A 24,914-nucleotide genomic window follows, 5' to 3' on the forward strand; every position below is an offset into this window, starting at 1 on the left:
CGACCGGCTGAAGAACAAAAAAGCCGCCCTCAGGCGGCTTTTTTGGGTGGGGACACCAGAGTTTACTTGGCGCCGGGCACTTTGCCTTCCACGCCCTTGACGTAGAAGTTGATACCACTGAGGAACTTGTCATCTGCCACAGCGTCCTTGGCCAGCACTTCCTTGCCAGCGCTGTCTTTCAACGGGCCTTTCCAGATCACAAAAGAACCGTCGGCCAGACCCTTCTTGACTTCTTCGACCTTGGTCTTGGTGTCAGCAGGCACGTCTTCAGCGATGGAGACGATGTCGATCGCACCTTCTTTCACACCCCACCAGCTGTGGCTACCTTCGCCAGCCTTCCAGGAGCCATCCAAAGCCTCCTTGGTGGCCTTGATGTAGTACGGACCCCAGTTGATGACGGCGGATGCCAAGTGGGCTTTCGGGCCATAAGCGGTCATGTCAGAGTCCCAACCGAAGGCGCGTTTGCCCTTGGCTTCAGCGGTTTTCAAGACAGCCGCCGAGTCGGTGTTCTGGAACAAGACGTCAGCGCCGCCGTTGATCAGGCTCGTGGCTGCTTCGGTTTCTTTCGGTGGGTCAAACCAGGTGTTCACCCAAACCACCTTGGTCTTGATCTTGGGGTTGCTGCTTTGGGCACCGAGTGTGAAGCTGTTGATGTTGCGGATCACTTCCGGGATTGGCACCGAGGCCACCACACCCAGGGTGTTGCTCTTGGTCATCTTGCCAGCGATCACACCCGCCATGTAGGCGCCTTCGTAGGTGCGGCTGTCGTAAGTGCGCATGTTCTCGGCTTGTTTGTAACCGGTGGCATGCTCAAACTTGACGTCCTTGAACTCGGCTGCCACCTTGAGCATGGGCTCCATGTAACCAAAGGTGGTGCCAAACACCAGTTTGTTGCCTTGGCCAGCCATGTCGCGGATGACGCGTTCAGCGTCAGCAGATTCGGGCACGTTTTCAACAAACGAGGTCACGATCTTGTCGCCGAACTCGGCTTCCAGCGCTTTGCGACCATTGTCATGGGCAAAGGTCCAACCGCCATCACCCACCGGACCCACATAAGCAAAACCGATTTTCAGCGGCTCAGGTTTGACCGGTTCCGGTGCAGAGGCCACGGGTGCCGGTGCGGGCGCAGGAGCCGGTTCCTCTTTTTTGCCACAGCCTACCAGCGCGGCAGAAGCCACGGCGGTCAGCGCAGCTACCTTGAGCAGCGTACGTTTTTGCAGATCAGTCATGTTTAATCCTTATCAAAGGGGGTAACGACGGGTTAAAGAAAACAGTGATTATGGGCCCAGCGCGAACTGTTTCTAAAGGTTCAGGCGCCTGGATAAAAAGGTTTACCAATGCTGGCGGGCATGTTGATGCGAATCCACTGCGGGTTGCGTGAGATCAGCGCCAGCACCAGAATGGTTGCCACATACGGCAACATGCTCAGGAACTGACTCGGAATATCCACGCCGATGCCCTGCAGGTGAAACTGCAACATCGTCACCCCACCAAACAGGTAAGCACCAAGCAATACCCGTGCCGGGCGCCAGGTGGCAAAGGTGGTCAGGGCCAACGCAATCCAGCCTTTGCCCGCCACCATGCCTTCTACCCAAAGCGGTGTGTAGATCACCGAGATGTAGGCACCAGCCAAGCCACACAAGGCCCCACCCACCACCACTGCAGCCAGGCGAATGCGGCGCACCGGGTAACCCAGCGCATGGGCAGACTCGGGGCTTTCACCCACACTGCGCACAATCAGCCCGGCGCGGGTGCGGTACAAAAACCAGATCAAGGCCAGCGCAAACAGCACCGTCAGGTACACCAGCGGGTGGTGACGAAACAGCGCAGGGCCGACCAACGGGATGTCTGACAGGTAGGGAATGGCAAACGAAGCACGCTCGGGAATCCGGGCCTGCACAAAACTGGTGCCTACAAAGGCGGAAAAACCGGTGCCAAACAAGGTCAGCGCCAAGCCGGTGGCGTACTGGTTGGTGTTGAGCCAGATCACCAACAAACCAAAAACCGCTGCCAGCCCCGCACCCGCCGCCATGCCAGCGACAAAACCCAGCCAGTCCGACCCGGTAGAAACCACCGTGGCAAACCCGGCAATGGCGGCACACAGCATCATGCCCTCGGCGCCGAGGTTAACAATGCCCACCTTCTCATTGATCAACAGCCCCAGCGAGGCAATAGCCAGCACCGTGCCCGCATTTAATGTGGCCGCCAACAGCAGCGCATAAGACTCCATCACAGGCTCCTGTTCTTTTGCCACACCAGGCGGTAATTCATCAGTGTGTCGCAGGCCAGCAGGCAAAACAGCAGCAGGCCCTGGAACACACCGGTGAGGGATTTGGTGAGGCCCAGACGCGACTGCGCCAGCTCACCCCCAATGTAAAACATGCTCATCAGCAAAGCCGAGAACACCATGCCCACCGGATGCAGCCGCCCGACATAGGCCACGATGATCGCGGCAAACCCGTAACCGGCTGGTACATAGGGTGTGAGCTGGCCAATCGGCCCGGCCACCTCCAGCGCCCCGGCCAGCCCGGCCGCACCGCCCGAGATCAACAGCGCCGTCCACAAGGCCTTGCGCGAAGAAAACCCTGCATAACGCGCCGCCGCCGGTGCCAGCCCACCCACCTGCAGCGAGAAGCCCGCGCGGGTGCGAAACAAAAACACCCACAACCCAGCCACACCCAGCAACGCAAACAAGACCCCAATGCTCACACGTGAGCCGGTGAACAGGCGCGGAATACGCGTGACCGCCTCGAAGGTCTTGCTCTGCGGAAAGTTAAAACCCATCGGGTCTTTCCACGGCCCACCCACCAGATAACTCAGCAGCTGCACCGCCACATAGACCAACATCAGGCTCACCAGAATCTCGTTGGCATGGAATCGGTCTCGCAACAAAGCGGTGATACCGGCCCAGACCATGCCCCCCAGCATGCCCGCCAGCAAAATCGGCAACACGATCCAGGCACTGGTGTCCCGCTCAGCCAGCAGCGCCACCCCAGCGGCAAAAATCGCACCGATGATGTATTGGCCCTCTGCGCCGATGTTCCAGACATTCGAGCGGAAACACACGGCCAGCCCCAGCGCAATGATCAGCAGCGGTGTCGCCTTGACCAGCAGCTCACCCCAGGCGTAACCGCTGTTGATGGGCAGCCAGAAAAACATTTGCAGCCCTTTGACCGGGTCTTTGCCCAGCGCCACAAACATCAGCGTACCCATAAGCACCGTGATCACCAGCGCCAGCAGCGGCGAGGCAAAGGTCCAGATTTTGGATGGCTCGGGACGTGCTTCAAGCTTCAGCATGACCCGCCCCCTGCACCACCACCCCCGACATCTCGGCCAGATGCGCCTGCACCTCCACATCCCACAAACCACTCATCCATTCCCCAATCTTTTCAACCGTGGCCTCAGCCACTGGCACCGAGGGTGACAACTGGCCGCGTGCAATCACATGCAGCCTGTCACACACCTCAAACAACTCGTCGAGTTCTTCACTCACCACCAGCACCGCACAACCGGCGTCGCGCATCGCCAGAATCTCGCCACGAATCTGCGCGGCGGCACCCACGTCCACACCCCAGGTCGGCTGCGACACGATGAACAGCTTGGGTTTGGCATCAATCTCGCGCCCGACAATGAACTTCTGCAAATTGCCGCCAGAGAGTGAACGCGCCAGCGAACGCGGCCCACCGGCCTTGACCTTAAAACGGTTGATGATGTCGTCCGCCTGCGCCTCCAGCTGGTTGACCCGCACCCAGCCCCCCAGGAAACGCGGGTAGGCAATCGCTTCCTGGCGTGTCAACAACAGGTTGTGCGCCAAGGGCAAGGTCGGCACCGCACCCCGACCCAGCCGCTCCTCGGGCACAAAATGCAGACCCAGCTTGCGCCGGCGCCCCGGGTGCATCGCCGCTACATCGATGCGGCCCATGCGCACACTGCCAGGTTTGGCGCGGGTGTCTTCCCCCGACAGGGCACACAACAGTTCTTTCTGACCATTGCCAGAGACACCGGCAATACCCACCACCTCACCGGCACGCACCTCAAACGACACCGCCTCCAGGTCGACCCCAAACTGGTCTTCACGCGCCAGCGTCAGATTGCTGACCCGCAGCACACTCGGGCCGGGGTCTTGTGCCCGGTGGGTCAGCTGCGGCGGCTCGGCGCCGATCATCAGCTTGGACAAGGAGGCATTGCTTTCCTGCGCCGGGTTGCAGACACCGGTGACCTTGCCACCGCGCAGCACGGTGCAGGCATTGCAGAGCTCGCGGATTTCATGCAGCTTGTGGCTGATGTACAAAATGCTGCAGCCCTCGGAGGCCAGTTTCTTGAGCACCACAAATAACTTGTCGACCGCCTGCGGTGTGAGCACCGAGGTTGGCTCATCCAGAATCAGCAGTTGCGGGTTGGTCAGTAACGCACGGATGATCTCCACCCGCTGCATCTCACCCACACTCAAGGTATGCACCGGGCGCGATGGGTCGATATCCAGCCCGTACTCAGCGGCCTTGACTTCGATGTTGCGGGTGACCTCGGCCAGGCTCAGGGTCTTGCTCAAGCCCAGCCAGACGTTTTCTGCCACGGTGATGGTGTCAAACAGGCTGAAATGCTGGAACACCATGCTGATACCCAGAGCCCGCGCCTCTTGCGGGTTTTTGATGTGCACCGGCTGGCCGTTGAACAGCACCGAGCCCTCGTCGGGCTTGACCGAGCCGTAGATGATCTTCATCAAGGTCGATTTGCCAGCGCCGTTTTCACCGAGCACCGCATGGGTTTCGCCGGGAAGCACCACCAGATTGACTTCACTGTTGGCCACCACGCTGGGGTAACGCTTGGTGATGCCGCTGAGTTGGAGTCGGGGAGTGGTCATGGACGGACGCGCAAGATGTGTTTCAGAAAACCGAGCAAAGGTGGGCGGGAAATGATTTTGGACGGAAGTGTATTGAATAAACCGGGCCACTCAGCGCCCAAAGCAACAATCAATTCGAAGCAAGGACAATGCCACCCTTGGCAAGGATCTTGCTCCAAACCTGCTAAAAACGCTCTTTTTACCTGACACCAACCTCCGCCTTGTGGCCCCATGTTTATGCCCCATCCCGAGCTTTCCTTTGTGCACCGTGGTCAGATCATTCACTTGCGCGAGGTGCCACCCACGCGCACCCTGCTGCAACTGTTGCGCGACGACCTGGGCCTGACCGCCACCAAAGAAGGCTGCAACGAAGGCGATTGCGGCGCCTGCACCGTGGTGATCGGTGAACAACGTGGCGACCACCTGCACTACAGCGCGGTCAACAGCTGCATCCGCCTGGCGCACTCCATCCACGGACTGGCGCTGTGGACCGCGCAGGACCTGAGCGCGGCCGACGGCACCTTGCACCCGGTGCAACAGGCGCTGCTCAACCAACACGCCAGCCAATGTGGCTTTTGCACACCGGGGTTTGCGATGAGCCTGTTTGGCCTTTACCAGAACCAGGTCTGCCAGGGCAAAACGGTGAGCCGTGAAGGTGCCCAGGAGGCACTCTCGGGCAACCTGTGCCGCTGCACCGGTTACCGCCCGATTCTGGATGCCGCACAGCAGATGCAGACGCTGCCGCAGATGTTGATCGACGAGACCGAAATACTCTCAAAAATGGAGCAAATAGCCCATGTAAACAAAGGGCTGGAGGCCGATTTTTCCTATAAATCGCCCACCACACTGGTTGAACTGCTGGCCCAGCGCGCAGCCCAGCCACAGGCGCAGATCGTGGCCGGTTGCACCGACGTCGGGCTGTGGATTAACAAGTTGCACAAGGACTTTGCCCAGGTGCTTGATGTGACCCGGGTTGAAGAATTGCGCCAGATCAGCATCAACAACATCCATTTGCTCATCGGCGCGGCGGTGACGCTGACCGACGCTTTTGCCGCGCTGGCCCAGGATCGCCCTACCCTCTCGGCTTTTGCCAATCGTTTTGCCGGGGCACCGGTACGCAACTCGGGCACGCTCGGTGGCAATGTGGCCAATGGTTCACCAATTGGCGACTCGATGCCGCTGCTGATTGCGCTGCAGGCGCGTGTGCAACTGGCCAGTGTGCGTGGCAGCCGCGAGCTGGCGCTGGAGGCGCTCTACACCGGCTACCGCCAGAATGTGATCGCCAGCGACGAGCTGCTGACCCAGATCATCGTGCCCAAGCCCGAACCCGAGGAACTGCTGCGGGTCTACAAAATCTCCAAACGCCAGGAAGACGATATTTCTGCGGTTTGCCTCGCGGTTCGACTGCAGGTACGGGACGGTGTGGTGAGCAAAGCCTCCATCGGCGTTGGCGGGGTGGCAGCCACCCCGGTGCGCGCCGTTCAGACCGAAGTGGCACTGACTGGACAAGCCTGGACTGCGGCCACGGTGGAGGCCGCTGCCACCACCTTGCGCCAAGAGTTCCAGCCGATCTCCGACATGCGCGCCAGCAGCGACTACCGCCGACAGGTGCTGGGCAACCTGATGCAGCGTTTCTGGTTGGAGAGCCAGGGGCAAACCCTTGTGACCCTGGCTGATCTGACGCTGGAGGGTCTATGAGCACCACCACCCACAGCATCGGCCACACCGTGGCCCACGAAAGCGCCCGTGCACAAATCGCCGGTGCCGCGCCCTACATCGACGACCTGCCCGAGCTACGCGGCACCTTGTACGCCGCGCCGATCCTCTCCACCGTGGCGCACGGCAAGATCAATGGCATCAATACGGCTGCAGCCCTTTCCCTGCCTGGGGTAGTTGCTATTGTTTTGGCGAGTGATGTGCCGGGAGACCCCATGCTGGCGGCGTTTGCCGGGGACGAGCCGGTGTTCGCCCGTGACACCGTCCATCACATCGGCCAGGTGATTGGCCTGGTGGTGGCCAACGACGTGATGCTGGCCCGGCGTGCTGCGCGGCTGGTCAAGCTTGATATCACGCCCCTGCCCGCGATCCTGACGGTGCCCGACGCGCTGGCCGCCGAGAGTTATGTGTTGCCGCCGGTGACGGTGGCACGTGGGGATGCCGAGGCTGCGCTGGCTCGCGCGCCGCACCAACTCACAGGCACGCTCGAAGTCGGTGGTCAGGAACACTTTTACCTAGAGGGCCAGATCGCCTACGCGCTGCCGCAGGAGCAAAACCAGTGGTTAATCTACAGCAGCAGCCAGCACCCCGGCGAGGTACAGCACTGGGTGGCGCATGCGCTGGGGCTGGACAACCACGCGGTGCGGGTCGAATGCCGCCGACTCGGTGGCGGGTTTGGTGGCAAGGAAACCCAAGCTGGCCATCTGGCGGTGTGGGCGGCGGTGGCCGCGGCCAAGGTGAAACGCCCGGTCAAGCTGCGGCTGGACCGCGATGACGACTTTTTAATCACCGGCAAACGCCACCCATTCAGCTACCAGTACACCGTCGGTTTTGATGACACAGGCCGCCTGTGCGGCCTGAAACTCATGATGGCGGCGCACTGTGGTTTCAGCGCCGATTTGTCCGGCCCGGTGGCTGACCGTGCGATCTTCCACGCCGACAACGCCTATTACCTGCAGGATGTGGCCATCACCTCCTACCGCCTCAAGCTCCACACCCAGAGCCACACCGCGTTTCGTGGTTTTGGCGGACCGCAGGGCATGATCGTCACCGAAACGATTCTGGGCAACATCGCGCGCCAGCTCGGCCTCGATCCCTTGGCCGTGCGCTTGCGCAACCTCTACAGCGATGAGCCGCTGAACCCTGCCGAGCCAAACCTGCGCCGCGACACCACCCACTACGGCATGCAGGTGGAAGGCAATATCCTGCAGCCCTTGCTCTCAAGACTGGAGCAATCAGCCCAATACCAAAAACGGCTGGAGGCCATTTCGGCATGGAACAAGCAGCACCACACCTTGAAGCGTGGTATCGCCCTGACACCGGTCAAGTTTGGCATCAGCTTCACCGCCACGCTGTTCAACCAGGCCGGCGCGCTGGTGCATGTCTACCTGGACGGCAGTGTGCAGGTGAACCACGGTGGGGTCGAGATGGGCCAGGGCCTCAACACCAAGGTGGCGCAGATCGTGGCCGACGAACTCGGTGTGACACTGCACAAGGTGCTGGCCACCGCAAGTGACACCAGCAAAATCCCCAATGCCTCGGCCACCGCAGCATCAGCAGGCACCGATTTAAATGGCCGCGCCGCGCAGTTTGCGGCGCGCCATGTGCGCGACAACCTGGCGGCTTTTGTCGGCGGGCTCGACGGTGTGGGTGCGGGCGCGGTCACTTTTCAGGGGGGTCAAGTCTTCACCCCCACGTCCACGCGCACGTTCGATGCGGTGGTGCAACTGGCCTACGCCAACCGCATCCAGCTCTGGAGCGATGGTTTTTACCGCACGCCCAAGATCCATTACGACAAAACCACGCTCAGTGGTCGGCCGTTTTATTACTTTGCGTATGGCGCCGCCTGCACCGAAGTCGCCATCGACACCCTGACTGGCGAGAACAAGGTGATACGTGTCGACATCCTGCACGACGTGGGCCGCTCCATCAACCCGGGGCTGGACGTGGGTCAGATCGAAGGCGGTTTTGTGCAGAGCATGGGCTGGCTCACCACCGAAGAGCTGGTCTGGAATGACAAGGGTTTGTTAACCACCCACGCGCCCAGCACCTACAAGATCCCGACGGCGGGTGACATCCCCGCCCATTTCAAGGTCGATTTGTGGGACGCGCCCAACACCGAGGACAACGTCGGTGGCTCCAAAGCCGTGGGGGAACCGCCCTTCATGCTCGCCATCAGTGTGTTTGAGGCGCTGCGCGACGCGGTGGCGCGTGCGCGGGATGATGGCAAGGTGGTGCAGCTCAACGCACCGGTGACACCGGAAAAACTGCTCAAAGCCCTGACACAAGCACGCTGAATGGCCAGCCTGGGTGCACAGACCTGTCAGAAACGAAAAACGCCGCAGCTGCGGCGTTTGGATGGTTTGGGGCTGGACTCAGAAACCGGCGAGAGAGCGCAAGGCACTCGGGTTGACCAGGTTCAACACCCGACCCGAACCGCTGATCAGGCGTTTTTCACGCAGGGTGCGCAACACCCGCGAGAAGGTCTCGGGCGCAATACCCAGCTGGGCGGCAATGCTGCGTTTGCGCTGCTGCAGTTCCACCGCCAGATCACCCTTGGCGCCAAAACGGGCATGGCTCAGCAACCATTCGGCGCAACGTGCTTCGGCGTCTTTGGCCAGGCGGCTCATCGCAAATTCGGTTTGGCGGCGGTGCGCCATCGCCACATCGGTCAGCACTGCCTGGGCGGAACCGTGCATGTCAGCAATGGCTTTTTTGAAATCTTTGGTGGCCACCGAGCACAGTTGCAAGGGGGTGTCTGCCACCGCATCCACCAGATGCGGCAAACCCAGCACCACCGAGCTGGCGTCGAGCCAGCACGGGCCCTCCAACACACCAATCTGGTGTTCCATCTCCTCAGCGCCCATGACACCCAGCGCCACGCGACCAGACTCGATGTAACAAACTTGATCCGCCTCAAACCCGCGGCGCAGCAGGACTTGACCACGGTTAAGGGAGCGCATTTGCGCCTGCGGATTGATGGTGTGTACTGAGAACATGGGAGTGACTGTGCCGTAATCCCAAGTTGACAACCTTGAGATAGATCAAACAAGACCTGATTTGACGCGAAACAACCACATCTTCACCCACAACGTCGGGCTTCTGCCTGCTTTGCCCAGCATCGGGACCACGCCGTTGATGCGAACATGACCCCCTTTGAACTCCACCGATTCCGACGACCATGCCGACCCTGCTGATCCACAACGCCCACTGCATCGCCACCTTTGACAACGCCGATCCCCTGGCCGCGCGCGAGTTGAAGGACGCCTCGGTGTTCATCCGTGGCAACACCATCGAAGCCATCGGACCAGCGGCAGACCTGCCACACACAGCCGACGAGGTGATCAACGCGCGTGGCCACTTGGTGACGCCTGGCCTGATCAACACCCACCACCACATGACGCAGAGCCTCACCAGGGCCATTCCCCAGGTGCAAAACGCCGAGTTGTTTGGCTGGTTGCGTGGCCTGTACCCGATCTGGGCTGGGCTGACACCCGAGATGGTGCGGGTCAGCACCCAGATCGCAATGGCCGAGCTGCTGCTGAGTGGCTGCACCACCAGCAGCGACCACCTCTACATCTACCCCAATGGGGTGCGGCTGGACGACAGCATTGAGGCAGCACAAGCCATTGGCATGCGTTTTGTGGCCAGCCGGGGCAGCATGAGTGTGGGCCAGTCGCAAGGTGGATTGCCGCCCGATGCCGTGGTCGAGAACGAGGAGGCCATCCTCAAAGACACCCAGCGCCTGATCGAGACCTGGCATGACCCACGTCATGGTGCGATGGTGAATGTGGCGGTGGCGCCGTGTTCACCGTTCAGCGTAAGTCAAGACCTGATGCGCCAGTCGGCCCTGCTGGCACGCAACTACCAGGTTCGACTGCACACCCACCTGGCCGAGAACGACCACGACCTGGCCTACAGCCGCGAGAAGTTCAACTGCACCCCTACGCAATACGCGCAAGACCTGGGCTGGCTCGGCCCCGATGTCTGGCATGCCCACTGCGTCAAGCTCGACGAGGCTGGCATCAGCCTGTTTGCCGCCACCCGCACCGGTGTGGCGCACTGCCCATGCAGCAACATGCGCCTGGGCTCGGGCATTGCACCGATCCGCAAGATGCTCGATGCCGGTGTACCGGTGGGTTTGGGGGTGGACGGCAGCGCCAGCAACGACGCGGCGCACATGGTCCTTGAGGCGCGCCAGGCCTTGTTACTGGCGCGTGTGGGGCGTGCCATGTTGCCGCCAGAAACACGGACCCAGGCGGACGGTTCACAGCGCACTTTTTTTGGCTGTGATCTGGGGCCAGCCGAGATGACCGCGCGTGACGCGCTGACGATCGCTACACGCGGTGGCGCACAGGTGCTGGGTCGGCCCGACATTGGCCACCTGGCGGTGGGCATGTGTGCCGATCTGGCTTTGTTTGATCTGGAGACGCTGGCATTTGCCGGTGCGGCGGTGCATGACCCGGTCGGCGCACTGTTGTTGTGCGCCAGCCCGCAAGCGGCTTACACCATCGTCGATGGCACCGTTGTGGTGCGAGAAGGGCAGCTCAGCACGCTGGAACCGGGCCCGTTGGTCGAGCGGCACAACCAACTGGCCCGTCAACTGGCTAATTTGGTGCACTGAGACGTGCTGCGTTTTATGCAGCTACCAGCCCTTGTTACATAAGGGCTAGAGGCATAAAAGGCTTGAACTATTCGCCCAGATAAGCGGCGCGCACCTTAGGGTCTTTGAGCATGGTCTTGCCCTCACCGGTCATGGTGATCAGGCCCGAGTCCATCACATAACCGCGATTCGCCAGGGCCAGCGCCCGGCTGGCGTTTTGCTCCACCAGCAGCACGGTGACACCTTGGGCATACACATCACGCACCACCTCAAAGATCTTGTCGACCATGATCGGTGACAGGCCCATCGACGGCTCATCGAGCAACAGCACTTTGGGGCGGCTGATCAGCGCACGGCCCATCGCCAGCATCTGTTGTTCACCACCGCTGAGCGTGCCAGCGAGTTGGTCCTTGCGCTCTTTCAGGCGCGGGAAGATGCCAAACACCTTCTCGATGTCCATCTGGATCTCAGGCTTGTCGTTGCGGATGTAGGCGCCCATCTGCAGGTTTTCCAGAATGGTCATGCGCGTGAAAATCCCGCGCCCTTCGGGCACCATGGCCAGGCCCTGTTTCACCAGATCCCACGGCCCTTGACCACGGATGCTCTTGCCCAGGTACTCGATGTCACCGTCGTTGATCGGCAGCGAGCCGGTGATGGCCTTCATGGTGGTGGTTTTACCCGCACCGTTGGAGCCGATCAGCGACACCAGTTCGCCCTCGTTCACCTCAAAGTCCACACCTTTGACGGCCTGGATGCCGCCGTAAGCCACTTTGAGGCCTTTAACTTTCAGAAGAGTTTTTGTCATATCAGTGGCCACCCGTGCCCAAATAGGCTTCAATCACTTTGTCATTACGCTGCACGTCGGCAGGCGAGCCTTCGGCAATCTGTTTGCCGTAGTCCAGCACGGTCACACGGTCACACAGGCCCATCACCAGTTTGACGTCATGCTCGATCAGCAAAATCGTGCGGTTGTCGTTGCGAATTTTGTCGATCAACTCGCGCAGCATCACCTTTTCGGTGCTGTTCATGCCCGCAGCGGGTTCGTCCAGCGCAATCAGCTGCGGGTCGGTGGCCAGGGCGCGGGCAATTTCCAGGCGACGTTGGTCACCGTAGCTCAGGGTGCGGGCCTTGAAGTCAGCCAGTTTGCCAATGCCCACATAGTCCAGCAGCTCCTGCGAACGTTGAGTGATCGCGGCTTCTTCGGCCTTGAAACCCGGCGAACGGAAAATGGCACCCAGCAAGCCGGAGTGGGTGCGTACATGGCGCCCCACCATGACGTTCTCCAGGGCCGTCATTTCGGCAAACAGCCGGATGTTCTGGAAGGTGCGGGCAATGCCCGCTTTGGCCACCTCGTGTACGGCGGTGGGCTGGTAGGGTTTGCCTGCCAGCTCGAAGCTGCCGGTATCGGGGGTGTAGAGGCCGGTGAGCACATTGAAAAACGTGGTTTTGCCGGCACCATTGGGGCCAATCAGGCCATACACCTGGCCGCGCTTGATCTGGATGCCCACATCGCTCAGGGCCTGCAGGCCACCAAAACGCTTGGACACACCCGAGACGTTGAGAACTGTATCTGTCATAGTCTTCGATTCCTTTGAGACACCGCTCAGGGCTTGGTGCTGGTCAGTGATTTGCCATGCTCTGGCGCGGGCCACAGGCCGCGAGGGCGCAGCAGCATGATGCTGATCATGGCCAAGGCAATGAGCAGCTGGCGCAGGATGGAGGCATCGAGCCGGCCACCGGTCATGCTTTGCAGCGGCCCGGCCACATAACGCAAAACCTCAGGCATGGCCGACAGCGCCACCGCGCCCAGGATCACACCGGGCAAGTGGCCAATGCCACCGAGCACCACCATCGCCACAATCATCACCGACTCCATCAGGCTGAAGGACTCGGGCGAAATGAAGCCCTGGAACGAGGCAAACATGGCACCCGAGACACCACCAAAGGTGGCACCCATGCCGAAAGCCAGCAGTTTCAGGTTGCGGGTGTTGATGCCCATCGCCTTGGCGGCAATTTCATCCTCGCGGATCGCCATCCAGGCCCGACCTACACGCGAGAGTTGCAGCCGGTGCGAGATCAGCACACTGAACACCACCAGCACCAGGAACAGGTAGTAGTAGAGCGTCACCGATGAGATGTCGTACCCAAAAATGTCGATGCGTTTGCCAAAACTCATGCCAAAAAACGTGAGTGAGTCGATCTCGCCCATGCCTTTGGGGCCGTTGGTGATGTTGACCGGGTGGTCCAGGTTGTTCATGAACACGCGGATGATTTCACCAAAACCCAGGGTCACAATGGCCAAGTAGTCACCACGCAAACGCAAGGTGGGTGCGCCCAACAAGACCCCAAACAGCGCTGCCAAACCTGCCGCCGCCGGGATGATGACCCAGATCGGCATGTGCAAGCCGTTCGGGAACATGGCCGCGATGGCCGGGAAGTTTTCGGTCAGATGGGGTGAGGCCAGCAGCGCGTACATGTAGGCGCCAATGGCAAAAAACGCCACATAACCCAAGTCCAGCAGACCAGCGTAACCGACCACAATGTTCAGGCCCAAGGCCAGCAGCACATACAGCAGCGCCATGTCGGCAATCCGCACCCAGGCGTTGCCGAAGCCTTGCAGGATCAGCGGTGTGACCAGCAGGCCCACGGCCGCCAGCAGGAAAACGATGATTTGTTTCTGTTTCATGACCCGTCTCCTCAAGCGCGGTCAGCCACGCGCTCGCCCAGCAGGCCGGAGGGCCGCAACGTCAGCACAATGATCAACACAATGAACGCAAAAATATCTGAATAGTGGCTGCCCAGCACACCACCGGTGAGGGCACCGATGTAACCGGCGCCGAGCGACTCGATCAGGCCCAGCGCAATGCCACCGACCACCGCACCGGCCAGGTTGCCAATGCCACCAAACACCGCCGCCGTGAAGGCCTTCAGACCCGGCAAAAAGCCCATGGTGTGCTGCACTGTGCCGTAGTTGGCGGCCCACATCACCCCGGCAATCGCAGCCAGCACCGCACCAATCACAAAGGTGGCCGAGATCACAAAGTCGGGCTTGACACCCATCAGCGCCGCCACCCGTGGGTTCTCGGCGGTGGCCCGCATGGCGCGCCCGAGCCGGGTGTAATTCACCAGCCACATCAGCACCGCCAGCGAGATCGCCGTCATGCCCAGGATCAGCACCTGCGTGAGGGTGATCACCGCGCCGCCAATTTCATACGGCACCATCGGCAGCAGGTTCGGGTAGGGTTTGTAATTGGGTTTCCAGATGATCATGGCCAGCGTTTGCAGCAGCAGCGACATACCAATGGCGGTGATCAGCGGCGCCAGCCGGGGGCTGTTGCGCAAGGGGCGATACGCGAGTTTTTCAATCGAGAAGTTCAAGACCGCAGCGACCACCGCAGCAATCGCCATCGCTACCAGCAGGATCAGCCAGCCGGGTGTGCCGGGCATCGCGTCCTGCATCAAACCGATGATGCTCCAGCTGGTGAGTGCCCCCACCATCAACACCTCGCCATGGGCAAAATTGATCAATCCGATGATGCCGTACACCATGGTGTAGCCCAACGCCACCAAGGCATACATGCTGCCCAACACCAGACCATTGATGATCTGCTGTATCAAGGTTTCCATAAATATTTTTCTCCGAAATAAGCCGAATAATTGTGTCGGCCGGTACGTCGATCCTGGGTAAGGATCTGCAAAACCATGCACTACAAGCAACCCGGTTTCTCTAGCAATAAGCCTGCCAGTACAAAGCACCGGGGGGCGGAAGTGGCCGCGATTGTAGTCAAGGTCAAATGGCCCACCGCCCCAGTGCTGGCGCGGGTTTACCCCCGGTTTTGCGCTCCATCAGATCAGCTAATCGGGGATGACGATGTCTCATCCAGACACCGTGGGTACGCAGACCTGGGGGTCTGGGTGCGAAATGACGCAGGAGTCGTCGCAGCAAAGCTCAGCCCCTGCCAGCGGACGCAGCGGCTTGGTTTTGCGCACGCAGGACACGCATCTTGTCGGCAATTTTGATCTCCAGACCACGCTCCACCGGTTGATAAAAACCGGGCTCGGCCATGCCTTCGGGCAGATAGGACTCCCCCGCCGCAAAGCCGCCAGCCTCGTCGTGGGCATAACGGTAACCCTTGCCGTAGTCCAGCCGTTTCATGAGTTTGGTGGGGGCGTTGCGCAGGTGCATCGGCACCGGGCGGGTGCCATCCTGTTTGACAAAGGCCTTGGCCGCGTTGAAGGCTTTGTAGACCGCGTTGCTCTTGGGTGCGATAGCCAGATAGACCACACATTCGGCCAGCGCCAGCTCACCTTCGGGACTGCCCAGGCGCTCGTAGACTCCCACTCTGCCTCCCCGTTCCTTGTAGACTGAGGCAACAATATGTTGCAAGCCGCCGAGAGGCAACTAAGGGAGGAACGGATCCGTGATCAATCAGATTGACATCGCAAGCTTTGGGAGCTTTTCCGGGCTGGATTGGAAGAAGACCGTTCGGGACAACGGCAAAACTGTTAAGACCTTCCAGCGTCTGAACATCCTCTACGGGCGCAACTACTCTGGCAAGACAACCCTCTCTCGCGTCTTTCGTGCACTGGAGACTGGCAAGCTTCCCTTCAACTACGTCAGCCCCTCGTTCACCGTCTACGGAGAGAAGGGCAATGTCACCCAAGCAGGCATACTGGCTCACAACTATGACGTGCGGGTCTACAACCGCGACTTCGTAACCGACAACCTGAGCTTCTTGGTCAATCAGCAGATTGGCAGCGAGATCAAGACCTTCGCCATCGTCGGTGAGCAAAATAAGGAAATCGACGACTCCATCGCACTGATCGAAGCCACGCTTGGAGGCGTGGAAAGCAAGACTGGCCTTCGCTTTGACCTTGAGGCCAAGAGAAAAGAGCGCGATCGCACCAAGACCAATCACAGCACAGCGTCCAATGCACTGGAAGACAAGCTGCGCTCGCATGCCGCTGACAAGATCAAGAAGAACCGCCAGTACGGCGTGCCCGTCTACACCATCGAACACATCAGACGCGACATTGCCGCCACCAAGAAGCCTGGCTTCGTTGCTCTAGCGCTTGAGGAACAGCCTGGCAAGCTTGCGCTGCTCAAGCAAGAAGCTCTGCCAGACATCACTGGCATGCTTACCGTTGCCCTTCAGTTTGACTCCTTGAAGGGCTCAGCCGAGCCACTTCTATCCAAGGAGATTACGCCAACTAAGCCCATTCAAGAACTGCTCAACGACAGCGTTTTGCGGCTCTGGGTCAAGCAAGGTATCGGCCACCACCGTGACAAACGCGACACCTGTGCTTTCTGTCGCCAGAGCTTGCCCTATGACATTTAGCAGACGTTGGACCAGCACTTCAGCAAAGAGTCGGGTGATCTTGAAATGTCCTTGGACAGTGTCATCACGTCAGTCAAGGACGAGATTGCGGCCGTTGCTGGCTTCGTCTCCTTGAGAGGCGATCAGTTCTACATGGAGGAACGCTCTGCTTTTGACACGAGCAGCAAGGCACTTGCCGAGGGATTGGGTGTCTACAAGAAAGACCTGGAAGCGCTCAAGAAGTCACTGGAAACCCGCAAGATCAACCTGTTCCAGTCTGTGGCGCTGAAGCCGTCACTGCACGATCCCAAAGAAGTTCAGAAGCACGTAAACGCTATCAATGCTTTGATTGCCACAAACAACGGCAAGACAAAGACTCTGGAAAAAGACAAGACTGCCGCCAGGGACGCGCTTCGCTTGGCTGACGTGTACGCGTTTGCAGATGCGATCACATACGACACGGAGCTTGTCCGCATAGATACCTTAAAAACCGGGGCCGAGACGGCGGGCAAGGCTTATCTGGACGTGGAAAAAGATATCCGTAACGCCGAGGCAGAAGTCCAAACCTTAAGAGCAAAGCAGAAGGACGAGCGCAAAGGTGCCGAACGGGTCAACTCGCTGCTCAACAACTTCTTTGGTCATGACAGCATCAAGCTTGAAGCCAGAGACGGGGCCGACAAAGCAACGGTCAAGTTTGAGATCACAAGAAACGGCAAGTCTGCCTACAACCTCAGCGAAGGCGAATGCAGCTTGATTGCCTTTTGCTACTTCATTGCGAAGCTGGATGACCCAGAAAGCAAAGGCAAAGAACTGATTATTTATATTGACGATCCAATCTCAAGTTTGGACGGCAACCATATCTTCTTCATGTTCAGCTTGATTGCCAAGCCTATCAAGAATGCTAATGGGGCCAACACCTATCGCTACAAGCAGCTTTTTATCTCACCCCACAACTTGGATTTCTTGAAATATCTCAAGCGCCTGTCCATTCCGAAAAAGAAGATTCCGGCGGGTGAAGGCAAGACCAAGAGTGTTGATGATCACGAGCATTTCATGATTGAGCGAAACGGCGCATCAAGCAACATCTTGCTCATGCCATCCTACCTAAAAGACTACATCACCGAATTTCATTACCTCTTCCATCAGATATACAAATGCAAGGATCAAGCTGCCGCTCAGATTTGCCATGAGCCATTCTTCGGCTTTGGCAACAATTTGCGCAAGTTTCTTGAGGCATATTTGTTCTTCAAGTACCCCTATCACGACGACAGAAACGACGCCTTTGAACGGATTAAAAAGTTCTTCGGGGACGAGGAAGACACAGCTATTGCGCTGGTGAATCGTCTCAACAATGAGTTCTCTCACCTTGAAGCCGTGCCAGACCGTGGATTCAAGCCAGTGGAGATTCCTGAGATCGCGAAGGTAGCCAATTACGTGTTGGACAAGATATATGACTCCGATTCTGTTCAATACAACGCTTTATTGAAGAGCATTGGAGAACCAGAGCGCACACAATAGAGAAAGGGACTTCTGACCGTTCTTCATGTTGCGTAACAAGCTATACAAGCACCGAACATTCGCTCACCGTCGTCATAGATGTCAACCTGCAACAGCTTTTTGATCATTTCCCGCCCGCTTCCTCATCCCACTTCTTCAGCTGGGCCAGCTTCTCCCCAATCTTGGTCTCTAAGCCCCTTGGCACGGGCTGATACCAACTCGGCTCTTTCATGCCATCAGGCAGATAGGTTTCGCCAGCGGCATAGGCATTGGGCTCATCATGGGCATACCGGTACTCATGCCCGTAACCCAGCTCCTTCATGAGCTTGGTCGGCGCATTGCGCAGATGGACTGGCACTTCACGGCTTTTGTCCTGCTTCACGAAGGCTTTAGCCTGGTTGTAGGCGTTGTAACCCGCATTGCTCTTGGCAGCCACGGCCAGGTAGATCACGGCCTGGCCAAGAGCCAACTCACCTTCTGGGCTACCCAGACGTTCATAGGTCAAGGCTGCATCGTTGGCAATCTGCATGGCCCGGGGGTCGGCCAGACCGATGTCTTCCCACGCCATGCGCACTATCCGTCTTGCCAGATAACGTGCGTCGGCACCGCCGTCCAACATTCTGGTCAGCCAGTAAAGGGCAGCGTCTGGGTGGGAGCCACGCACCGACTTGTGCAAGGCTGAAATCTGGTCATAAAAGTTGTCGCCACCCTTGTCAAAACGCCGACTGTTCAGGGTCAAGGCGTTCTGGAGGAAGTCTGCGGTGATCACCGTCAAGCCCGAGGCCTTAGCGGCTGTGCCTGTCTGCTCCAACAGGTTCAAAAACCGTCTTGCGTCACCGTCGGCATAACCAATCAAGGTGTCTCGCGCCAGACCATCAAACTCCAGTTCGCCGAGCACCTTCTCTTGCGCACGCCTCAACAGTTCTTTCAGCTCCTCGTCGGTCAAAGACTTCAGAACATAGACCTGCGCACGTGAGAGCAAAGCAGAGTTGACTTCAAACGAAGGGTTCTCGGTGGTTGCGCCGATGAACGTCACCAAACCACTTTCCGCGTAGGGCAGAAGAGCGTCTTGTTGGGACTTGTTGAACCTGTGAATTTCGTCGACAAACAAAATGGTGTGTTTGCCCAGCGCCAAGTTCTGCTGTGCCTGCTCCATGGCGGCACGGATGTCTTTGACACCAGAGAACACCGCCGACAACGCGATGAACTCACACTTGAAGGCCGAGGCTGTCAGCCGTGCCAAAGTGGTCTTTCCAACGCCCGGAGGCCCCCAGAAGATCATGGAATGGGGCTTGCCCGACTGAAAGGCCAACCTCAATGGCTTGCCCTCACCCAATAGATGGGACTGTCCGACCACATCGTCCAGGGTCTTGGGGCGCAGTGCTTCGGCCAGAGGGGCCACAGGCGTTTGTGTGAACAAATCAGACATGGCCTGTCCTCACAAAACGCAAGCGTTGGAGTAGGGGGTGGAGGGAGCGATTCTCATGGCCCTATTGTGGCTTGACCAGGCGGGTTGATCAGCCCGCTGCCCGCTCAGCCGTCGGCCAAACGGATCACATTACGACCCGCCGCCTTGGCCTGGTACATCGCGGCATCGGCCCATTTCAGCAGGTCATTCTGACTGGCGTCCTGGCCCAGAAACAGCGCCAGACCGATGCTGGCCGAGCAGTGATGCTCCACCAGGGTGTCCGGCTGCCCGCTCTGGGACACCGTCAGCAGGTAAGGCGCTACCAGGTTTGCACGGATTTTCTCGGCCACCTCACTGGCCTGCTGGATGGAGCGCGGCCGGTCGGCACTCAGCTCCCCCAGGATCACCACAAACTCGTCGCCACCAAAACGCGCCACAGTGTCTTTCTGACGCACACAGTCCACCAGCCGTTGGGCCACCTCCAGCAGCAGCAAATCACCCACATGGTGGCCGTGCAGGTCATTGAGGGTTTTGAAGTTGTCGAGGTCCAGCACCAACACCGCACCGTAGTTGCCGCTGCGTTTGCTCACCACCAGACTCTGCCCAAGCCGGTCATCGAGCAGGCGCCGGTTGGGCAAACTGGTCAGCGGGTCAAAAAAAGCCAGTTGCCGTACCTCGTTCTCCAGGCGGACACGGTCGGTGCACTCGCGCGTGGTGCCGTGGTAACCCAGGATGTTGCCTTGTGCGTCATATTCCGGCTTGGCCAGCACCTCGCCCCACAACACCCGGCCGTTCTTGGCGCGGTGTTGCACAGAAAAGATCCAAAAGCCTTCGGGGGACCTTTTGCCCTCACCGGCCTGGGCTTGGTTTTTGAGGATGTTCTGGACCGTGGCCACACCGTCTTCGGTGAACAACTCAAACACATGCTGGCCCAGCACTTCTTCGGCCTTGAAGCCACGCAGCCGTTCGTCGGCCGGGCTGATGTAGGTGATGCGCAAGTCCCGGTCGGTCTTCCAGACCACGTCCAGGGTTTCTTCGGTCAGCAGGCGATACAGCGCCTCACTGTCCTGGAGCTGTTTGGTGCGCTGCTCGACCAGACTCTCCAGCGCGCTGTTGCGGTCCTGCAAACCTTTCAAGGGGTAGACCTCACCGGCCTGCACCAGGTGGTAGGGGATGGAGATCCCGCTGTGCACAATTTTCCAGTCAGCCTGCTCCAGCCGAAAAATCAGCACCAGGCGCGCCGTTTCGCGGGACAAGACCTGCTCTTCACCGGGCAGGTGGATGTGGAAAAACGCGGTGACCACCACCACTTCATGACACAGGTCTTGTAGGCAAATGTCGAGCATCTCGATGCGCAGGGGCTGAGGCACCTGGGCAAAATCCTGCCGGGTGATCTTGACCCACTCGGCGCGGTCCTTCACCAGCACATCCCCGCCGCCGCTGTACCCACTGAAGTTGTCGCTGAAACGGGTGGTCAACCGGTCATCACGCGTGGCGTACTGCGCGATGTAGTCATCAAAAAGAGCCCGGATGGTCGACAAGCGGTCAGACGGCAAAGGGACTGGCATAAACAAGAAGGTAAAAAGGTTGATTTCTTGAGAGTGAACCTGTCGCCCGCTAACGCGGCAACCATATTCAGCCAACAACAGAGACATTTTCCATCCGGGTCGCCACACACAGCCCCAGTTGGATCAACTCCAGTGCAGATACAGACCCGGGCCGCCTGGGGCAGCCTTTTGACACCTGCTGCGGGAAACCGCCCGGTCACTCAGCTCAAGCAAACGGCGCGAGCACATACGGCCAAAGCTCACTGCTTGAGCACATCCGCACCGGGCGGGGGTTTGAACTCAAAACCCTTGGCAGGCAAGGCCGGGTTGACCTGGAAACCCGCAAAACTCAGCACCGAACGCTGGCCAAAACTGTCCAGAATCTCCAGCACTTCGAGTGTGGCCACCTCGGCGCCACCGGCCCTGAAGCCGATCCGCACCGACTGCAACTGGCCGTCTTTGGCTTTGGGTGTCGCCAGCACCCATTGCAGCCCGTCCTTGTCCGGCGCATCAGTCAAGGTGAAGTCGGCCTGCAGCGCCTTCAGATCAGCGGCCGAGGCGATCAGCGCTGCCGGGGTCGAGCCCAGCACTTGCGACTGCTGGCGCGCCGTGACCTGGTTCAGGTCGACGTCATACAGCCACAAAGTCTGGCCATCGGCCACGATGGTCTGGGCAAAGGGTTTGACGTAGACAAACTTGAAGCGGTTGGGCCGGGCAAATTCAAACTGGCCGCTCGAGGTTTTGACACGTGGCGCCTGCCCGTCCTTGGCCGGTGAAGTCACCACCTGGGTGAAGTCGGCTTTGCCGGTTTTCACGGTTTTGACGAAGTCTTCCAAGCTTTTTATGCCGCTAGCCCAGGTATTACCTGCCCCGATAGCCATCAAAGCCGTAGTGATCAAAAGTCGTTTGAAATGCATTGTGGGACCCATCATTCGTTGCGCGCGGGCACCAGGATGTCGCGCTGGCCGCTGGTGCTCATGCTGCTGACCAGGCCGGCTTTTTCCATGTCTTCCACCAGCCGGGCGGCGCGGTTGTAACCAATTTTCAGGTGGCGCTGCACCAGCGAGATGCTGGCCTTGCGGTTCTTTAAAACCACCTCGACCGCCTGGTCGTACATCGGGTCTTTTTCACCGCCACCGCCGTCGAGTGTGCCTGCACCGTCTTCACCGTCGACCGTGCCACCCTCCAGAATCCCTTCGATGTAATTGGGTTCACCCTGGCTTTTGAGGTAGCTGACCACGCGGTGCACTTCCTCGTCGCTCACAAAGGCGCCGTGCACACGGATGGGCAAACCGGTGCCGCTGGGCATGTAGAGCATGTCACCCATACCCAGCAAGGCCTCGGCACCCATCTGGTCGAGGATGGTGCGGCTGTCGATCTTGCTGCTGACCTGGAAGGCGATGCGCGTCGGGATGTTGGCCTTGATAAGGCCGGTGATCACGTCCACGCTGGGGCGCTGGGTGGCCAAAATCAGGTGAATACCGGCGGCGCGAGCCTTTTGCGCCAGGCGGGCGATCAGCTCCTCGATCTTTTTCCCCACCACCATCATCAGGTCGGCCAGCTCGTCGATCACCACCACGATGTGGGGCAGGCGCTCAATCGGCTCGGGCGCCTCAGGCGTCAGGCTGAACGGGTTGTAAATGAACTCACCACGCGCCTTGGCCTCGTCCCACTTGGTGTTGAAACCAGCCAGGTTGCGCACACCCATTTTGCTCATGAGTTTGTAACGACGCTCCATCTCAGCGACACACCAGGTCAGGCCGTTAGCGGCCTGCTTCATGTCGGTCACGACCGGGCACAGTAAATGCGGAATACCTTCGTAGACCGACATTTCGAGCATCTTGGGGTCGATCATCAACAAACGCACGTCATGGGCCTCGGCCTTGTACAGCAGCGAGAGGATCATCGCGTTGATACCGACCGACTTGCCCGAGCCGGTGGTACCGGCCACCAGCACGTGCGGCATCTTGGCCAGATCGGCCAGCACCGGGTTGCCGATGATGTCCTTGCCCAGGCCCATGGTCAGCATCGACTTGGCTTCGTTGTAGATCTTGGAGCCCAGGATTTCGCTGAGTTTGATGGTCTGGCGTTTGGCGTTGGGCAACTCCAGCGCCATGAAATTTTTGCCGGGAATGGTTTCCACGACGCGGATCGACACAAGGCTGAGGGAGCGCGCCAAATCCTTGGCCAGGCCCACAATTTGTGAGCCCTTGACACCGGTGGCGGGTTCGATCTCGTAACGGGTGATCACCGGACCGGGCTGGGCCAGCACCACCGCCACCTCGACACCAAAGTCCTTGAGCTTTTTCTCGATCATGCGGCTGGTCATCTCCAGCGTCTCAGGGGCCACGGTTTCCTGGCGCAACAGGGCGGCGTCAAGCAGGTCCACTTGTGGCAGCTTGCTGTCGATTTCCTGGAACAGCGGTTTCTGGCGCTCTTTGACCACGCGCTCACTCTTGGGCACCTCCATCACCACCGGCTCCACCACCACCACCGGTTTGGGGTGGTGCACTGCCTGGTCCTGGCGCTCTTCAACCAGCACCTCGGCACGCGCCTGCGCGGCCTGCTGGCCCAGCGCCAGGTCTTCGTCCTGGGCGATTTTTTCGCGGCGGTTCTCGATCTGGCCAAACATCCAGGCACCCAGCCGTTCGGCCACCAGCCCCCAAGAGAAACCAAACACCAGAGACGAACCAATCACCCCCGTGGCAATCGCCACCAGGCCCGATCCGGTGAACCCCAGGCCCTGCAGCCCCAAAGGGCCCAGAAAATAACCCAACAAACCACCGCTGTGGCCCGGCAGGTGTGCCTCCAGGCTGTAAAAACGCGTCCACTCCAGCGTGGCGCTGGCGCACATCAACAGCAGCAAGCCGAGCCAGAACAGGGCCCGCCCGCCTTCGTCCGACGCAGCCTCTGCGCCGGGTTTGGCTGGTGCCAGCACCTCCTCATGCCCACGCAACCAACGCGCCAGGGCCGACAACCAGGCACGCAGGGCGGCGGCCACACACCACCACACCGAATACCCCAGCAGGAAGTAACTGCCGTCGGCCAACCAGGCGCCCACATGACCGGCGTAGTTGTGCAAGGGCTCGCCGTTGCCCGAGGTGGACCAGGCCGGGTCCAGCGGTGAATAACTCAACAGCGCCAGCAGCCACAACACCAGCAGCACCAGACCAATCAGCAGCCACAGCTCCTGCGCAAAACGGCCCAGCACAGAGCGGCTCGCCTTGGGTGCCTCGTTGCGGGATGAGTTGAGGGTATTGAGGGAATAGGTCATGGGAGTTGGCGCATAGCCAGACGACGTTCTTTCAGCACAAAGCAGCCAGCTTCATTGGTCTGGATGAAACCCTGCTCTTCAAAATCACGCATCACCCGGCTGACCATTTCACGCGAGGCGCCCACCATTTTGGCAATGTCCTGGCGCGTCATTTTTGCGCAGATCACCAGATCGCCCTCACCCTGGGGCTGGGCGGCATCCACCAGCACCTTGGCCACGCGCCCGTAAACATCCATCAGCGCCAGCGAGCTGACCATCTCGCCCGACTTGCGCAAACGCTGCACCAAGCCCTTCATGATCCAGAAGGCGATGCTCTGGTTCTCAGCCACGCAGCGCACAAACTCGGCATGGCTGAGCACCAACACATCGGTCTGAATATCGGTCTTGACACTGGCCGAGTGGCTATGACCGTCGATCAGGCTCATCTCACCAATACAGTCCCCCGGCCCGAGGGTGTTGAGGATCACTTCTTTGGCGCGCCGGTCGGTCATGACGACCCGGGCCCGACCCGACAGGATGATGAACAAGGCACCACTTTTTTTGCCCTGCTCAACAATCAATTCACCCCGTTTGTAGCGCTGTTTGGCCACATTGCCAGACAATTGAGACATCTGCGCCGGGGTGAGCCCCGCAAAAATAGGCACCCTGCGCAATAAATCTGATGTTGTCAACATAGCCATCTCATCACCCTAAAAAAACGCAGATCCAAAG

General features: G+C 59.4%; 17 protein-coding genes and 2 pseudogenes. 4 read left to right on the forward strand and 15 right to left on the reverse strand.

What is annotated here, in order from left to right:
• Positions 1-62 precede the first annotated feature (62 nt).
• The 4 genes from FDG13_RS18250 to FDG13_RS18265 all read right to left on the reverse strand — a co-directional run bounded on the left by FDG13_RS18250 (position 63) and on the right by FDG13_RS18265 (position 4,861).
• A complete protein-coding gene (locus tag FDG13_RS18250; RefSeq protein WP_180131758.1) occupies positions 63-1,229 on the reverse strand; it encodes a BMP family ABC transporter substrate-binding protein in 1,167 nt (388 codons plus the stop codon).
• Positions 1,230-1,309: 80 nt separating this feature from the next.
• Complete coding sequence (locus FDG13_RS18255) at positions 1,310-2,230, reverse strand: ABC transporter permease (protein ID WP_180131761.1); 921 nt, start codon at positions 2,228-2,230, stop codon at positions 1,310-1,312.
• Positions 2,230-3,297, reverse strand: coding sequence for an ABC transporter permease (locus tag FDG13_RS18260; RefSeq protein ID WP_180131764.1), 1,068 nt, complete (start codon positions 3,295-3,297; stop codon positions 2,230-2,232). The genes FDG13_RS18255 and FDG13_RS18260 overlap by 1 nt, the downstream gene beginning before the upstream one ends.
• On the reverse strand, positions 3,284-4,861 hold the full coding sequence (locus FDG13_RS18265) for an ABC transporter ATP-binding protein (RefSeq protein ID WP_180131767.1): 1,578 nt from the start codon (positions 4,859-4,861) through the stop codon (positions 3,284-3,286). The genes FDG13_RS18260 and FDG13_RS18265 overlap by 14 nt, the downstream gene beginning before the upstream one ends.
• Before the next feature lie 210 nt (positions 4,862-5,071).
• Between FDG13_RS18265 and xdhA the strand changes: the two genes are divergently transcribed.
• Together xdhA and xdhB are read left to right on the forward strand one after the other, a co-directional pair.
• Positions 5,072-6,538, forward strand: coding sequence for a xanthine dehydrogenase small subunit (gene xdhA / locus FDG13_RS18270; RefSeq protein ID WP_180131770.1), 1,467 nt, complete (start codon positions 5,072-5,074; stop codon positions 6,536-6,538).
• Positions 6,535-8,853, forward strand: coding sequence for a xanthine dehydrogenase molybdopterin binding subunit (gene xdhB, locus FDG13_RS18275; protein WP_180131773.1), 2,319 nt, complete (start codon positions 6,535-6,537; stop codon positions 8,851-8,853). Before xdhA ends, xdhB begins: the two co-directional genes overlap by 4 nt.
• Before the next feature lie 78 nt (positions 8,854-8,931).
• Here the strand turns inward: xdhB and FDG13_RS18280 are convergent, their stop codons facing one another.
• A complete protein-coding gene (locus FDG13_RS18280) occupies positions 8,932-9,555 on the reverse strand; it encodes a Crp/Fnr family transcriptional regulator (protein ID WP_180131776.1) in 624 nt (207 codons plus the stop codon).
• Positions 9,556-9,737: 182 nt separating this feature from the next.
• Between FDG13_RS18280 and FDG13_RS18285 the strand changes: the two genes are divergently transcribed.
• A complete protein-coding gene (locus FDG13_RS18285) occupies positions 9,738-11,180 on the forward strand; it encodes an 8-oxoguanine deaminase (RefSeq protein WP_180131780.1) in 1,443 nt (480 codons plus the stop codon).
• Positions 11,181-11,247: 67 nt separating this feature from the next.
• On the opposite strand, the gene FDG13_RS18290 is transcribed toward FDG13_RS18285, so the two are convergent.
• The 5 genes and pseudogenes from FDG13_RS18290 to FDG13_RS18310 all read right to left on the reverse strand — a co-directional run.
• On the reverse strand, positions 11,248-11,964 hold the full coding sequence (locus tag FDG13_RS18290; protein ID WP_180131783.1) for an ABC transporter ATP-binding protein: 717 nt from the start codon (positions 11,962-11,964) through the stop codon (positions 11,248-11,250).
• 1 nt (position 11,965) lies between these two features.
• Positions 11,966-12,736, reverse strand: coding sequence for an ABC transporter ATP-binding protein (locus FDG13_RS18295; protein ID WP_180131786.1), 771 nt, complete (start codon positions 12,734-12,736; stop codon positions 11,966-11,968).
• A 26-nt stretch (positions 12,737-12,762) separates the two neighbouring features.
• Complete coding sequence (locus tag FDG13_RS18300; RefSeq protein WP_180131789.1) at positions 12,763-13,845, reverse strand: ABC transporter ATP-binding protein; 1,083 nt, start codon at positions 13,843-13,845, stop codon at positions 12,763-12,765.
• 11 nt (positions 13,846-13,856) lie between these two features.
• Positions 13,857-14,786, reverse strand: coding sequence for a branched-chain amino acid ABC transporter permease (locus FDG13_RS18305; protein WP_180131793.1), 930 nt, complete (start codon positions 14,784-14,786; stop codon positions 13,857-13,859).
• A 322-nt stretch (positions 14,787-15,108) separates the two neighbouring features.
• Positions 15,109-15,495: pseudogene (locus FDG13_RS18310) on the reverse strand (recombination factor protein RarA); the annotation flags it as partial.
• An 85-nt stretch (positions 15,496-15,580) separates the two neighbouring features.
• Between FDG13_RS18310 and FDG13_RS21215 the strand changes: the two are divergent.
• A pseudogene (locus tag FDG13_RS21215) lies at positions 15,581-17,995 on the forward strand (AAA family ATPase).
• 103 nt (positions 17,996-18,098) lie between these two features.
• Here FDG13_RS21215 and FDG13_RS18320 read toward each other — a convergent pair.
• From FDG13_RS18320 to FDG13_RS18340, 5 genes are all read right to left on the reverse strand, one after another.
• On the reverse strand, positions 18,099-19,403 hold the full coding sequence (locus FDG13_RS18320; protein WP_180131797.1) for a replication-associated recombination protein A: 1,305 nt from the start codon (positions 19,401-19,403) through the stop codon (positions 18,099-18,101).
• A 104-nt stretch (positions 19,404-19,507) separates the two neighbouring features.
• The gene (locus FDG13_RS18325) at positions 19,508-20,950 is read right to left on the reverse strand and encodes a diguanylate cyclase domain-containing protein (RefSeq protein ID WP_180131811.1); all 1,443 of its coding nucleotides are present in this window, start codon (positions 20,948-20,950) and stop codon (positions 19,508-19,510) included.
• 239 nt (positions 20,951-21,189) lie between these two features.
• Complete coding sequence (lolA, locus tag FDG13_RS18330; RefSeq protein ID WP_180131814.1) at positions 21,190-21,846, reverse strand: outer membrane lipoprotein chaperone LolA; 657 nt, start codon at positions 21,844-21,846, stop codon at positions 21,190-21,192.
• 11 nt (positions 21,847-21,857) lie between these two features.
• A complete protein-coding gene (locus tag FDG13_RS18335) occupies positions 21,858-24,203 on the reverse strand; it encodes a DNA translocase FtsK (protein WP_180131823.1) in 2,346 nt (781 codons plus the stop codon).
• Entirely contained in the window at positions 24,200-24,883 is a 684-nt protein-coding gene (locus FDG13_RS18340; RefSeq protein WP_180131827.1) for a Crp/Fnr family transcriptional regulator, read from the reverse strand. The genes FDG13_RS18335 and FDG13_RS18340 overlap by 4 nt, the downstream gene beginning before the upstream one ends.
• Between the last annotated feature and the right edge of the window lie 31 nt (positions 24,884-24,914).

The sequence above is a fragment of the Rhodoferax sp. BLA1 genome, assembly GCF_013416775.1.
Lineage (GTDB): Bacteria > Pseudomonadota > Gammaproteobacteria > Burkholderiales > Burkholderiaceae_C > Rhodoferax.